General features: G+C 79.9%; 12 protein-coding genes and 1 tRNA gene. 2 read left to right on the top strand and 11 right to left on the bottom strand.

All coding sequences use genetic code 11. The features are described 5' to 3' along the window. Nucleotides 1-17: 17 nt before the first annotated feature. The 3 genes from ACRYR7_RS10635 to ACRYR7_RS10625 all read right to left on the bottom strand — a co-directional run bounded on the left by ACRYR7_RS10635 (nucleotide 18) and on the right by ACRYR7_RS10625 (nucleotide 3274). On the bottom strand, nucleotides 18-2360 hold the full coding sequence (locus ACRYR7_RS10635) for a sodium-translocating pyrophosphatase (RefSeq protein ID WP_432572062.1): 2343 nt from the start codon (nucleotides 2358-2360) through the stop codon (nucleotides 18-20). Nucleotides 2361-2475: 115 nt separating this feature from the next. Then, nucleotides 2476-2898 (bottom strand): ATP-binding protein, encoded by a 423-nt coding sequence (locus tag ACRYR7_RS10630; RefSeq protein ID WP_432572061.1) that lies wholly within the window; start codon nucleotides 2896-2898, stop codon nucleotides 2476-2478. Nucleotides 2899-2905: 7 nt separating this feature from the next. Then, nucleotides 2906-3274: an STAS domain-containing protein gene (locus ACRYR7_RS10625; RefSeq protein ID WP_166610211.1), complete on the bottom strand. Its 369-nt coding sequence runs from the start codon at nucleotides 3272-3274 to the stop codon at nucleotides 2906-2908. Nucleotides 3275-3433: 159 nt separating this feature from the next. Here ACRYR7_RS10625 and ACRYR7_RS10620 point away from each other — a divergent pair, with 159 nt between their 5' ends. Continuing rightward, nucleotides 3434-5881 carry a DEAD/DEAH box helicase gene (locus tag ACRYR7_RS10620; protein WP_432572060.1) on the top strand — a complete coding sequence of 816 codons (2448 nt, stop codon included), beginning with the start codon at nucleotides 3434-3436 and terminating at the stop codon, nucleotides 5879-5881. A gap of 20 nt (nucleotides 5882-5901) precedes the next feature. Here the strand turns inward: ACRYR7_RS10620 and ACRYR7_RS10615 are convergent, their stop codons facing one another. The 8 genes from ACRYR7_RS10615 to ACRYR7_RS10580 form a co-directional block, all read right to left on the bottom strand. After that, nucleotides 5902-6342: an Rv3654c family TadE-like protein gene (locus ACRYR7_RS10615; RefSeq protein WP_432572059.1), complete on the bottom strand. Its 441-nt coding sequence runs from the start codon at nucleotides 6340-6342 to the stop codon at nucleotides 5902-5904. Beyond that, on the bottom strand, nucleotides 6339-6704 hold the full coding sequence (locus ACRYR7_RS10610) for a TadE family type IV pilus minor pilin (RefSeq protein WP_432572058.1): 366 nt from the start codon (nucleotides 6702-6704) through the stop codon (nucleotides 6339-6341). The genes ACRYR7_RS10615 and ACRYR7_RS10610 overlap by 4 nt, the downstream gene beginning before the upstream one ends. An 83-nt stretch (nucleotides 6705-6787) precedes the next feature. Continuing rightward, on the bottom strand, nucleotides 6788-7102 hold the full coding sequence (locus tag ACRYR7_RS10605) for a DUF4244 domain-containing protein (RefSeq protein ID WP_432572057.1): 315 nt from the start codon (nucleotides 7100-7102) through the stop codon (nucleotides 6788-6790). Between the two features lie 112 nt (nucleotides 7103-7214). Next, nucleotides 7215-7844 carry a type II secretion system F family protein gene (locus ACRYR7_RS10600; protein WP_432572056.1) on the bottom strand — a complete coding sequence of 210 codons (630 nt, stop codon included), beginning with the start codon at nucleotides 7842-7844 and terminating at the stop codon, nucleotides 7215-7217. Continuing rightward, entirely contained in the window at nucleotides 7841-8491 is a 651-nt protein-coding gene (locus ACRYR7_RS10595; protein ID WP_432572055.1) for a hypothetical protein, read from the bottom strand. Before ACRYR7_RS10595 ends, ACRYR7_RS10600 begins: the two co-directional genes overlap by 4 nt. Next, a complete protein-coding gene (locus tag ACRYR7_RS10590; protein ID WP_432572054.1) occupies nucleotides 8488-9666 on the bottom strand; it encodes a TadA family conjugal transfer-associated ATPase in 1179 nt (392 codons plus the stop codon). The genes ACRYR7_RS10595 and ACRYR7_RS10590 overlap by 4 nt, the downstream gene beginning before the upstream one ends. Next, nucleotides 9663-10760: a septum site-determining protein Ssd gene (gene ssd, locus ACRYR7_RS10585; RefSeq protein WP_432572053.1), complete on the bottom strand. Its 1098-nt coding sequence runs from the start codon at nucleotides 10758-10760 to the stop codon at nucleotides 9663-9665. The genes ACRYR7_RS10590 and ssd overlap by 4 nt, the downstream gene beginning before the upstream one ends. Nucleotides 10761-11162: 402 nt before the next feature. Continuing rightward, complete coding sequence (locus ACRYR7_RS10580) at nucleotides 11163-13139, bottom strand: penicillin-binding transpeptidase domain-containing protein (protein ID WP_432572052.1); 1977 nt, start codon at nucleotides 13137-13139, stop codon at nucleotides 11163-11165. Between the two features lie 45 nt (nucleotides 13140-13184). Between ACRYR7_RS10580 and ACRYR7_RS10575 the strand changes: the two genes are divergently transcribed. Further along, nucleotides 13185-13275, top strand: a tRNA-Ser gene (locus ACRYR7_RS10575). Nucleotides 13276-13408 lie beyond the last annotated feature (133 nt).

The following is a 13408-nucleotide window of genomic DNA, read 5'->3' as shown; positions in this document are numbered from 1 at the left end:
GACGATCGTGCCAGCGCTCACACCTGCCCGGTCCCCAGCCCCTGGTCCTGCTGCTCGCGCACGTCCACCCCGCCCGCGGGGGCGGCGGCGTCCACGCGCCGGTTCCGGCTGACGGCGACCGCCGCGACGATGACGACGGCGGCCACCACCGCGATGCCGTAGCGCAGCCACGGGTTCTCCCCCTCGCCCAGGCTCAGGGAGACCACCGCGGGCGCCACCAGCAGCGCCACGAGGTTCATCACCTTGATGAGCGGGTTGATCGCCGGGCCGGCGGTGTCCTTGAACGGGTCGCCCACCGTGTCGCCGATGACGGTGGCCGCGTGCGCCTCGGAGCCCTTGCCGCCGTGCAGGCCGTCCTCGACGAGCTTCTTGGCGTTGTCCCACGAGCCGCCGGAGTTCGACAGGAACACCGCCATGAGCACCCCGGCGGCGATGGCCCCGCCGAGGAAGCCGGCCAGCGGCGCCACGCCCAGGCCGAAGCCGACGGCGATCGGCGCGAACGCCGCCAGCAGGCCCGGGGTGGCCAGCTCGCGCAGCGCGTCGCGGGTGCACAGGTCCACCACGCGGCCGTGGTCGGGCTGCTCGGTGCCGGCCATGATCCCGGGGTGCTCGGCGAACTGCCGGCGCACCTCCAGCACCACCGCGCCGGCGGAGCGGCCCACCGCGTCCACGGCCAGGCCGGAGAACAGGAACACCACCGCCGCGCCCAGCAGCACCCCCACCAGGGTCGTGGGCGTGGAGACGGAGAAGTCGCCGATGGTGCGCTGGACGTACTCGGAGGGGGCCGGCAGGCCCTGCGCCACCTCGCCGATGCGGGTGGTCACCGCGTCCTGGTAGGAGCCGAACAGCGCGGTGGCCGCCAGCACGGCGGTGGCGATGGCGATGCCCTTGGTGACGGCCTTGGTGGTGTTGCCCACCGCGTCGAGCTCGGTGAGGACCGCCGCGCCCTCGGCGTCGACGTCGCCGCTCATCTCCGCGATGCCCTGGGCGTTGTCGCTGACGGGGCCGAAGGTGTCCATCGCGACGATGACGCCGACGGTGGTGAGCAGCCCGCAGCCGGCCAGGGCGATGAGGAACATCGCCAGCGTCAGCACCCCGCCGGCCAGCAGGAACGCGAAGTACACGGCGCCGGCGATGACGACGGTGGTGTACACCGCGGACTGCAGGCCCAGCCCGATGCCGCTGAGGACCACGGTGGCCGCGCCGGTCACCGACGCCCCGGCCACGTCCCGGGTGGGCCGCGCCTCGGTGCCGGTGAAGTACCCGGTGATCCACAGGATGAGCACCGCCAGCAGGATCCCCAGGAACACCGCGCTGAGGGTCACCAGGCGCGGGTCGCCCTCCAGGACCGCGATGGTGTCGGCGGCGCCCTCCAGCTCGGCGAACGTGCCCGGCAGGTACGCGAAGGAGGCGATCGCGGTGCCCACCAGGGCCACCGCCGCCGACAGGTAGAACCCGTTCTGGATGCTCGTCAGGCCCGAGACCCCCGGCCGCGCCCGCACCAGCACCACGCCGAGCGCGGCGGTGAGCGCGCCGATCGCGGGCACCAGCAGCGGCAGCACCAGGCCGTCCTCGCCGATGGCGCTGCTGCCCAGGATCACCGCGGCGACGATCGTCACCGCGTACGACTCGAACAGGTCCGCGGCCATGCCCGCGCAGTCGCCGACGTTGTCGCCGACGTTGTCGGCGATGGTGGCCGGGTTGCGCGGGTCGTCCTCGGGGATGCCCTGCTCGACCTTGCCGACCAGGTCGGCGCCGACGTCGGCGGCCTTGGTGAAGATGCCGCCGCCCACGCGCATGAACATCGCCAGCAGCGCCGCGCCGAAGCCGAAGCCCTCCAGCACCGTGGGCGCCTCCGGCCCGTAGAGCAGCACCGCCGCCGAGGCGCCCAGCAGGCCCAGCCCCACGGTCGTCATGCCCACGACGCCGCCGGTGCGGAACGCCAGGCGCATCCCGCGCTCGCGCCCGCCCTCGCCGGTGCGGGCCGCCGCGGCCACGCGCACGTTGGCCCGCACGGCCAGCGACATGCCCAGGTAGCCGATCGCGGCGGAGAACAGCGCGCCCACGACGAACGCCGCGCTGCGGGCGGCGCGCAGGTCCCAGCCGTCGGCCGGCAGCGCCAGCAGCAGCAGGACCACCGCGACGGCGAACCACACCAGGGTGCGGAACTGCCGGCGCAGGTACGCGGAAGCACCCTCCTGCACGGCGCCGGCGATGGCGCGCATGCGCTCGGTGCCCTCGTCGGCGGCGAGCACCTGTCGTCGGAACACCCAGGCCGCGACGAGCGCGGCGAGGGCGACGACCGCGACGGCGGTGACCACGCCCGTGGCAGCGGTGGAAAGACCTTCGGACGTGCCCATCCGTCCTCCTCGACGTACGGCGACCTGCACGCAGCGTATGGCCGGGGACACCGGCCGTGCCACGTGATCGCCGCGCGAGGTGACGGGCCGTGCCCGGCCCGCCGCGCGCGGGGGCTCAGCCCAGCGGCTGCGCCACCGCCCCGGCGTCCTCGCGCACCCACGTCAGGTGCGTCCCGCCGGGCGCGGTGGCCGGGGCGCTGGTGCCGGCCGAGCCGGTCATCAGGGCCAGGGACAGCGGGTCCTGCTCGGGGGCCGCCACCGCCGACTCCGGCAGCGGCTCGCCGTCCTCGCCGCAGCGCAGGACGGTCACCTCCAGGCGGTCCTGGTCGTCGTCCAGGCGCACGTCCACCAGGCCCACGCGCCCCGCAGCGGCCTCGGTGGCGCCGACCGCCCGGGCGCACGCCTCGCCGATGGCGATGCGGATCTCGTCGAGCTGGTCCTCGCCGAACCCCGCCCGGCGAGCCACGGACACCGCCACGAGTCGGGCGGTGCGGACGTGCTCGGCGAGCGGGGTGAAGCGCAGGGCGACGGTGGCCACGGCGGGCTCAGGAGCTCGCGTTGGCCTCGTCGGCCGCGGCGGACGCGGCGATGGCCTCGGCGACGGTGTCGTGGATGGGGAACACCTTCGTCAGGCCGGTGATGCGGAAGACCTTGAGGATCTTCTCGCGCTGGCAGACCAGGTGCAGGGAGCCGTCGTGCGAGCGGACCCGCTTGAGGCCACCGACCAGGACGCCGAGGCCGGTGGAGTCCAGGAACTCCACGCCCTCCATGTCGACGACGAGGTGGTGGTGACCGGCGCCCACCAGCTCGTTGAGCCGCTCGCGCAGCGTCGGTGCGGTGTAGACGTCGATCTCACCGGACACCTCGACGACGGTCCGGCCGCTCTCCTCACGGCTGGTCACCGACAGGTCCACAGGACCCCTCCTCGCTGCTGCTGGCGTCGGACGTGCCGGGCGACACGCCCTGATGCATTGAACCATCGCGCTGGGTGAGGGGCGCGCCCAGCGGGGGCGGGCAGCGGAGCGGGCGGGAGCGGGCGGGAGCGGCGGGGCGCGGCGGGGGACACTGGGCGCGTGGTGCGGGCGGCGGGCGAGGGGGCGGCGCCCGCGGGCACCGCCGGGCGGGACGGCGCCGCGTGGCGCTGGGTGCTCGAGCACGGCGAGCGCTCCGGCCGGCTGCGGCACGTGGAGGTCCTGCCCGCCCGGGCCGGCGAGCGCGCGGCCTGGCCGGCGTGGGCGGACCCCGAGGTCGTCGCGGCCCTGGAGCGCGGCACCGGCGGGCCGCCCTGGCGGCACCAGGTGCTGGCCGCCGACGCCGTGCACGCCGGCCGCTCCACCGTCCTGGCCGCGGGCACCGCCTCGGGCAAGTCGCTGGCCTTCCAGCTCCCCGTGCTCACCGAGCTGCGCCGGCCCTCCGACGGGCTGGGCGAGCGGGGGGCCACGGCCCTGTACCTGGCGCCGACGAAGGCGCTGGCCGCCGACCAGGACGCGCGGCTGCGCGCGCTGGGCCTGGAGCGGCCGCTGACCGCCACCTACGACGGCGACACCCCGCCGGAGGTGCGCCGCTGGGTGCGCCGGCACGCCTCCCTGGTGCTCACCAACGTCGACATGCTGCACCGCTCGGTGCTGCCCGGGCACGAGCACTGGGCGCCGTTCCTGCGGCGGCTGCGCTTCGTCGTGGTCGACGAGTGCCACACCTACCGCGGGGTGTTCGGCTCGCACGCCGCGGCGGTGCTGCGCCGGCTGCGGCGGCTGGCCGCCCGCTACGGCGCCGAGCCGGTGTTCGTGCTGGCCTCGGCCACGGTCGCCGAGCCGGCCACCACCGCGCGGCGCCTGACGGGCGTGGAGGTGCTGGCCGTGGAGGAGGACACCTCCGCCCGCCCGCGCGTGGACGTGGCGCTGTGGGAGCCGCCGCGCCGCGGCGCGCCGCCCGAGGCGCCCGCGGGCGCGGACGCGGCGGACGAGGCCGAGTCCGCCGGCGGCGAGCAGCGCACCGCGACCGCCGAGACCGCCGACCTGCTGGCGGGCCTGGTCGAGCGCGGCGTGCGGACCCTGGCGTTCGTGCGCAGCCGCGCCGGGGCGGAGTCGGTGGCCGCCGCCGCGCGCCGGCGGCTGCTGGAGCGCGCCCCGCAGCTCGCCGGCTCGGTGCTGGCCTACCGCGGCGGCTACCTGCCGGAGGAGCGGCGCGAGCTGGAGGAGGGCCTGCGCTCGGGGCGGGTGCTGGGCATGGCCACCACGCGCGCGCTGGAGCTGGGCGTGGACGTCGCCGGCCTGGACGCGGTGCTCGTGGCCGGCTGGCCGGGCACGCGCGCCTCCTTCCGCCAGCAGCTGGGCCGCGCCGGGCGGCGCGGGCGGCCGGCGCTGGGGGTGTTCGTCTCGCGCGACGACCCGCTGGACACCTACCTGGTGCACCACCCGGAGGCGCTGTTCGGCGTGGAGGTGGAGGCGACCGTGCTGGACCCCTCCAACGCGTACGTGCTCGCCCCGCACCTGGCCGCGGCCGCGCAGGAGCTGCCGCTGACGGAGGCGGACCTGGAGCTGTTCGGGCCGGCGGCGCCGGGGGTGGTGGAGCTGCTGGTGGCGCGCGGGCTGCTGCGCCGGCGCGCGCAGGGGTGGTTCTGGACGCGGCCGGACCGCGCCGGCGAGCTGACGGACCTGCGCGGGGCCGGCGGGACGGTGCGCGTGGTGGAGTCCGGCACCGGCCGCGTGCTGGGCACGGTGGAGGCCGGGGCGGCGGACTCCGCGGTGCACGCCGGCGCCGTGCACGTGCACCAGGGCCGCAGCTACGTCGTCGACGAGCTGGACCTGGCGCAGCAGGTGGCGCTGGTGCACCCGGAGACGCCCGACCACACCACCCACGCGCGCAGCCGCAGCGAGGTGCGGGTGCTCGCCGAGGAGGAGCGCGCCGCGCACGGGCCGCTGGTCGTCTCCCGGGGCGTGGTGGAGGTCACCAGCCGGGTGACGGGGTTCCTGCGCCGCCGCGCGGGCACCGGCCAGGTGCTGGGCGAGGAGCCGCTGGACCTGCCCGAGCGGCGGCTGCGCACCCGCGCGGTGTGGTGGTCGCTGGACGCCGACGCCGCCGCGCGCGCCGCGGGCGGGGCGCCGGCGCGGCTGCCCGGCGCGCTGCACGCCGCCGAGCACGCCGCGATCGGGCTGCTGCCGCTGCTGGCGACGTGCGACCGGTGGGACCTGGGCGGGCTGTCCACCGCGTTGCACCCCGACACCGGCCGGCCCACCGTGTTCGTGCACGACGCGGTGCCCGGCGGCGCGGGGTTCAGCGACCGCGGGCACGAGCGGCTGGCCGAGTGGCTGACCGCCACCCGCGACGCCGTGCGCGCCTGCCGCTGCGCCACCGGGTGCCCGGCGTGCGTGCAGTCGCCCAAGTGCGGCAACGGCAACGAGCCGCTGGACAAGGACGGCGCGGTCGCGGTGCTCGACGTGGTCGTGGCAGCGCTCGGGAACCCCGGCGCCGGTGCCGCGCCGGGCGGCGGCGGGGCCGGCACCGGCGCGGCGCCCGCCTGAGCGGGCGGGGCCCGCGCCCCTCACGGCGGGAGCGGCCCGGCGGGCGCGGCACCGGCGCGGGCCGCGGCGCGCGCCGGGACGCCGGCCAGCAGCGCGGCGAACGGCCCGCCGGCGCGCACCCGGGCGTCCACCCGCACGGTGCCGTCGGCGGCGACCGCGCACCCGCCCTGCGCGCCGTTGGCCCGCAGCACCCGCGCCGCCCGCGCGCACGCCTCGGCCGCCCCCGCCCGCCCGCTCCCGGCGCGGCCGAGGACGGCGTCGGCGGCCGCGAGCGCGGCCAGGTCGGCCGCCGCCTGGGCCCGGTGCCGGGCCGCCACGGCCCCGCCCAGACCGGCGACGGCCACCGCCAGGGCGAGCGCGACCGCGACGACGCCGAGCAGGACGACGCTGCCGCTGCCGTCCTCGCGCCCGGCCCGGCCGCACCGGCTCGCACCGCCCCCGGGCGCGGCTGCCCCGCTCACGCCGCCCCCGGCCGCGGCTGCCCCGCGCCGGCGCCCTCCACAGCGCCGGCGCCCTCCACAGCGGCGGTCGCCTCCGAGCGCACCAGCACGTCCCCGCCCAGGGGCCCGGCCAGGCGCAGCGCCGAGCGCACCTCGACGCGCACGGTGCCCGCGCCGGGGGCCACGGCGACCGAGGCGCCCGCGGGCGCCAGGGCCTGCGCGGTGGCCCGCACCACGGCGGCGTCCTCGCCCCGGGCGGCCGCGCGCGCCCCGGCCCGCGCGGCGTCCACGCACCCCACCTGCGCCAGGGCGACGCGCGCGGCGGCGAGCACCAGCGCGAGCACGAGGACGACGGCGGGCAGCGCGACGGCGAACTCCGCCACCACGGCACCGCCGTCGCGCGCGGCGGCTGCGGCCCGCCGGCCGGGGCGCCGCGGGGGGACGGGCCGCGCGAGCCGTGCGGGGCTCACCCGAGGGCCAGCGCCTGGCGGACCACGCCCAGCAGCAGCCGGCGCACCTCGTCGCTGCGCAGCACCGCGACGAGCAGGCCCGCGAACCCGCACGCCGCCAGCGTGGCCACGGCGTACTCGGCGGTGGCCATCCCGGCGTCCCGCTCCTCCCGCGCGCGCACCGGGTCGCGCCGCCCGTCCCCGTGCTCCCGCCCGTGCTCACGAGCCCGCTCCCGCTCCTGCTCGCACCGCTCCTGCTCGCACCGCTCCCGCTGCTCCACCGGTTCCTCCTCCTCGTGCGCCGGCGCGCGGCCGGCCGCCGGGACCGGCACCGCGCCCGTCCCCGCAGCGACCCTCGCGCGAGAGCAGCGCCGGGAGGGGTAGCGGCGCAACGGCTGTGGACACCGGCCGGGGGTGCCGGGGTGTGGAGCGCGCGGTGGGCGCTCAGCCGGTGAGGACGTCGCCGGCGAGGGTGAGCACGACGGGCACGACGCCCAGCAGCAGGAACGAGGGCAGGGTGCACAGCCCCAGCGGCAGCACGAGCTGCGAGCCCAGCCGCGCGGCGGCCTCGGCGGCCGCACGGCGCCGCTCGGCCCGGTGCTGGGTCGCCGCCGACAGCAGCAGCGACGCGGCCGGGGCGCCGGTGCGCGCGGACAGCAGCAGCGGCTCGGCCAGCGGGTGCCAGCGCTCGTCGGCGCCCTCCCAGGCGCGCTGCGGGTCGGTCCCCCAGCGCAGCTGGGCGCACACCCGCGCCAGGTCCGCCGGCACCCGGCCCGGCACCGCCGCGACGGCCTGCTCCAGCGCCCGGCCCGGCGGCAGCCCGGCGGTCACCGCCGCCGCGGTGAGCTCCAGCAGCAGCGCCAGGTCCAGCGGCTGCGCCTGCTCCCCGCCCGGCGCGGGGGCACCGCGCCGCAGGGCGCGCCGGACGAGCCGCGCCGCGCGCGCCGCGGCGCCCGGTGCCGGACGGGACGGCGCGCGCGCCCGCACGCGGTGCGCCCCGGCACCGGGTGCGACGACCAGGAACGCGGCGAGCACGAGCGCGACGACCGCGACCCCGGCCGGCGCGGCGCTCACGGCGCACCCGCCGCCGCGGCCGAGCGCACCAGGCGGGCGCTCCACCAGCGCCCGGTCAGCAGCAGCGCGGCGCCGGCGAGCGCGCACGCGCGGCCGGCTGCAGAGCCCAGCAGGGCCTCCCACGGCGGCGCCCCCAGCGCTGCCCCCAGCGCCAGGCCGGCCAGCGGCAGCAGCGAGACGGTGCGCGCGCTGACCGCGGCGCCGGCGGTCGCGGCGCGCACCGCGGCGCGGGCGTCGGCCTCGGCGCGCAGCCCGGCCGCGCACCGCTCCAGCGCGTCCGCGGCGGGGGCCCCGGTGCGCTCGACGAGGCGCCACACCGCCCGCACGCCGGCCGGGGCGTCCGGCGCGGGTCCGCCCGGCCCGTGGGCGCCGGCGTGCTCCCACGCCTGCTCCGGGCCCAGGCCCGCGCGCAGCAGCGCCGCGACCCGCTCGGCCAGGCGGGCGCCGTCGAGCAGGTCCGCGTCCGGCGCGGTCCGGCGCCGCCCGGCCCGGCGCCGCGCGCCCGGTGGCCACCACCGCTGCGCGCGGGTCCCGCCGGCCGCACCGGTCGCACCGGTCGCACCGCCCCGCGGGCCGCGCCGCACCGGTCCGCCGGCCAGCGCGACTGCGGCGCCGAGGAGGGCGGCGACCGCGAGCGCGGCGCTCACGGCAGCCCCAGGCGGGCGGCCAGCAGCGGCCACCCGGGCCCGCGCCGCGGCGTGCCGTCGTCCCCGAGGCGCAGCGCGGGCACCACCGCGGCCCGCCCCCGCTCGTCGAGCCGCACCAGGGCCACCTCGGCCAGGCCGCGCCGCGCGCCGCGCCGGGCCACGTGCAGGACGACGTCCACCCCGGCCAGCAGCTGCGCGTCCACGGCCTCGGGGGCCGAGCCGGCGGCCGCGGCGAGGGCGTGCAGGCGCGGCACGACGTCGGCGGCGGTGTTGGCGTGCACGGTGCCGGCGCCGCCGGCGTGCCCGGTGTTCAGCGCGGCCAGCAGGTCGCGCACCTCCGCGCCGCGGCACTCGCCGACGACGAGGCGGTCCGGGCGCATCCGCAGCGCCTGGCGCACCAGGACGTCCAGGCCCACGCCGCCGCGGCCCTCGACGTTGCCGTGGCGGGCCTCCAGCCGCACCACGTGCGGGTGGTCCGGGCGCAGCTCGCCGGAGTCCTCCACGAGCACGATGCGCTCGGCGGGGTCCACCTCGCCCAGCAGCGCCTGCAGCAGCGTCGTCTTGCCCGCACCGGTGCCGCCGCTGACCAGCACCGACAGCCGGGCGGAGACCACGGCGCGCAGCAGCGGCGCCCACTCCCCCGGCACGGCCCCGGCGGCGGTGAGCTGCTCCAGGCGCCAGCGGCGCAGCGCCGGCACGCGCAGGCTGATGCAGGTCCCCTCGGGCGCCAGCGGCGGCAGGACGGCGTGCAGCCGGGTGCCGTCGGCCAGGCGGGCGTCGACGAAAGGGCTCGCCTCGTCCAGCCGGCGCCCGGCACCGGCCGCCAGGCGCACCGCCAGCGCGCGCACGTCCTCCTCGCCGCCCACCTCCACGCCCGCCGGCCGCAGCCCGCGGCCGTCGTCGACCCAGACGCGCCCGCCGCCGTTGACGAGGACGTCGGTGACGCCCTCGCGGGTGAGCAGCGGCTGCAGCGGGCCGGCGCCGGTGACGCGGGCGCGCACGTCGTCCACGAGCCGCAGCAGGGCCGCCGCGCCCAGCACCACCCCCTCGGCGCGGGCGGCGCCGGCGACCGCGCCGGGGTCGACGGGACCGCTCAGGCGCGCCCGCACCCGGTCGGCCAGGTCCGGGCCCGACGACGGGGCCAGCGGGCCGGGCACGGCGCTCGCCCCGCTCACCGGGCGGCGACCGCGGCACCGGCCGCCCAGCGGTCGGCGAAGGCGCGCACGGCGCTGCGCCGCCCGGCGGGCAGCCCCTCCCCGCGCTCCAGGGACGCCTCCAGGTCGCGCTCGCCGCGCAGCACCGCGGCCAGCGGCGCGCCGACGACGTCGGCGAGGACGTCGGCGTCCGCGCCGGAGCCGACGTCGCGCAGCACCAGGCGCACCCGCGGGTCGGCCCCCGCGGTGAGCCGGCGCACCTCGTCGACGGTGCAGCAGGCCGCCGCGGCGGCGCGGGTGGTGGCCGGGGCGACGACGAGGACCTCCTCGCAGACGCCCAGCACGTCGGTCCCCAGGCGCTCGAGCTGACCGCGCGGCAGGTCCACCACGGTGGTGGCGAACGCGGCGCGCGCGGCGCGCAGCACCGCGCTGAGCGCCTCCGGGGCGGGGGGCGGGCCGGCGCGGCGGTCCCCGGCGAGCAGGTGCAGGCCCTCCTGCAGGCGCACGGTGGAGCGCAGCACGTCCGGCCGCAACCGCCCCGAGACGCCGGCCAGGTCGCCCCAGCGCAGGCCGGGCAGCTGGTCGGCGCCCAGGAGCAGGTCCAGGCCGCCGGAGAGGGGGTCGGCGTCCAGGAGCAGGACGTCGCCGCCGGCGGTGGCCGCCGCGGCGAGCGCCGCGGCCAGGACGCTGGCGCCGCCGCCCCCGCAGCCGCCGACCACGCCCACCGCGCGCCCCTGCGGGCGGGGACCGCCGGCCGCGTCGACGAGCCGGTCCAGCAGCCACGGCTCGGCCTCCGGCAGCAGCGCGGCGTGGTCGGCGTCGACCTCGGCGGCGTGCCGCCACCAGTCGGGGCCGACGGGCGCGCACCCCACCAGGACGACCTCGCCGGCGCCCAGGGCGCGCGCCCGCGCGACCTGCTCGGCGCCGGTGCCCTCCCCCACCAGCAGCAGGGGCGGGGCGCCGGCGGCGGGCGCGGCGCGCGTGACGGCGCAGCCGGCGGCGTCGGCCAGGCGCAGCACCGCCGCGGCGAGGGCGTCGTCGCCGGTGAGCAGCGCGGCCCCGGGGGCGGGGCCGGTGGGCCCGGGGTGGTGGTGCGGACGTCGGGCAGCGGGCACGGGGGCCTCCTCGCGGTCGCGGTGGTCGACCGCCACCGTGGCCCCGCGCCGCGCGGCACCCCGCCCGCGCGGGCGCACCTGTGGACGCGCGCGGGTGCCGGGGAGGGTGTGGAGACGGCGGGCGGTGCGCGGCGTCGCGCGGGCCCGCGGAGGGGGAGGGACCCCCGGGAGAAGGACGACGGCCCCCGCTGGGGGGGAGCGGGGGCCGTCCACGGTCCGGCTCGGGGGGGATGAGCCGGGCCCGTCGTCGCCCTAGGGCGGACTCGACCATTTGACCCCATCGACGGCTCCCTGGCAATTCCTTCACGGGAGCGACTTGGAACTCCCCCGTCCCGGGGAGTTCCGGGACCCGGCGCTCCGAACCCCGGGCCGGGCCGGGACGGGGCCGGGACGGGGCCCCGGTCAGGGCCGCAGCGCCGCCACCCGGGTGAGGAAGTCCGCGGCCAGCGGCGCGGCCACCGAGCCGCCGCTGGCGCCGTCCTCGACGAGCACGGCGAACGCCAGGGTCCCCTGGTAGCCGATCGTCCAGGCGTGCGTGGGCGGCGGGGAGCCGGTGCCGTGCTCGGCGGTGCCGGTCTTGGCGTGCACCGGCTCCCCGGGCACCCCGGCGAGCACGGTGGCCGTGCCGGAGGTGACGACCTCGCGCATCAGCTCGCCCACGGTCGCCAGCACGGCCGGGTCGGCCGCCGCGGGCGGGTCCGCCGGCGCCGCCGGCGCGGGGTCCAGCACGATCGCCGGCCGGCGCAGCTGCCGGGCCGCCACGGAGGCCGCCACGACCGCCATCGCCAGGGGGCTGACCAGGGTGCGGCCCTGCCCGAAGCTGGCCGCGGCCAAGTCCACGGCGGACTCCGCGGCGGGCACGTCGCCGGCGAAGGCGTCCACGCCCGTGGCCCACGGCGCGCCCACGCCGAGCTGGGCGGCGGTGGCGGGCAGCGCGTCGTCGCCCAGCCGGGAGCTCAGCGAGGCGAAGGCGGTGTTGCACGACTGCGCGAAGTCGGTGCGGAACGGCACGTCGCCGAACGCCTCGCCCTCGAAGTTGCGGAACGAGCGGCCCTCCACGGTGAAGGTGGGCGAGCACGTCACCGTCTCGTCCGGGTCCAGCCCGCCGGCCAGCAGCGCGGTGGTGGTGACGACCTTGAACGTCGAGCCCGGCGGGTAGCGGCCCGTCAGCGCCCGGTCGCCCCCGTCGGCCGGGGAGTTCGACACCGCCAGCACCTCGCCGGTGGCGGTGTCCACCGCGACGAGCGCGGCCGCGGAGGGGGCGGTGTCCAGGACGTCGTCGGCGGCCTGCTGCAGGTCGGCGTCCAGGCTGGTGCGCACCGCCTCTCCCGGCACGGGCGGCGCGGACAGCAGCTCCCGCACCGCGCCGGTGCCGCCCTCGGTGCGCACCACGACGCCGACGCGCCCCGCCAGGCGCTCGTCGTGGTCGGCCTGCAGGCCCGACAGGCCCGCGACGTCCCCGGCGGCGTAGCGGCCGCCGGACTGCTCGACCTTCTCGGCGGTGACCTGCCCCACGCCGCCCAGCAGGGCGCGCGCGAACGCGCGGGTGGGCGCCAGCGGCAGGGTGGACTGCCGGAAGACGGCCCCCGGGACGGGCTGCAGCTCGTCCCGCCGGGCGTCGTAGTCGGTGCGCCGCAGGGTGATGACGTCCACGAAGGCGTCCGGGGAGGCCTGCTCGACGCGGCCGGCCAGCGCCTCGGCGTCGACGCCGAGGACCGCGGCCAGCGCCTCGGCGGTCGCGCGCGGGTCGGTGGTGCGCGAGGGCTGCACACCGACCTGCACCACGTCGGTCGCCTGCACGACGGGCTCGCCGTCGCGGCCGAGGACGTCGGCGCGCTGCGGCTGGGTGCGCTCCAGCACCAGGGTGGCGCCGTCGGCGAGGGCGGGGTGCACCAGCGCCGGCTCCCACACGGCGCGCCACCGCTCGTCCTCGCCGCGGCGCGCCCGCAGGGTGGTGGTGTACGCCAGGACGGTGCCCTCGGCGGCGCCGTGCGCGGCGGCGAGGTCGAAGGAGACGTCCAGCTCGGCCCGGGCGGTGCCGTCCGCGGCCCGCTCGGTGTCCACGGAGGTCACGCTCACGGCGGGCGGGGCGCTCGCCAGGGCACCGGCCAGGCGCGCGTACTCCTCCCCGAGGTCGGCGGGCAGCGGACCGGCGCCGGGGGTGAACAGCGCGGGGTCCCAGGTCCCGGCGGTCCAGCCGTCGGCGACGTCGCGGGCCAGGCGGCGGGCGCCCTCGGCGCCGTCGTCGCGGGAGCGGGCCCAGACGACGGCGCCGGCGGCCGCGACGGCCGCGGCGCCGGCCCCGGCGGCGACCACGGCGCGCCGGCGCGGGCGGCGGGCGGGGAGCGGGTCGGGCTGGTGCGGTGCGTCGGTGCTCATCGCCTGCGATGCTCGCACGCGACGGCTGCTAACCTGTTGGACGTTGGAGGTGTCGCCTAGTCCGGTCTATGGCGCCCGCCTGCTAAGCGGGTTGGGGGCTACAACCCCCTCGCGGGTTCAAATCCCGCCACCTCCGCCGGCCCGAAGGCCCCGTCCGCACCGCGGACGGGGCCCTGGGCGTCCCACCGCCGACCCACCCCGCCCACCCGGCTCCCCCGGAGCCCCCGGAGTTCGCCCGGTGGGCTCCTGGCCGGCCGCGGACCGCGCCA

This window comes from Kineococcus gurbantunggutensis (genome assembly GCF_050871925.1).
Lineage (GTDB): Bacteria > Actinomycetota > Actinomycetes > Actinomycetales > Kineococcaceae > Kineococcus.
Note: the sequence above shows the minus strand (reverse complement) of the source record. Positions and strands in the feature narration are given on the sequence as shown.

What these genes read in the sequence shown, in the direction of transcription:
- ACRYR7_RS10580 (WP_432572052.1), bottom strand. Translation starts at nt 13,139, where the DNA reads ATGAGCACCGACGCACCGCACCAGCCCGACCCGCTCCCCGCCCGCCGC.
- ACRYR7_RS10635 (WP_432572062.1), bottom strand. Translation starts at nt 2,360, where the DNA reads ATGGGCACGTCCGAAGGTCTTTCCACCGCTGCCACGGGCGTGGTCACC.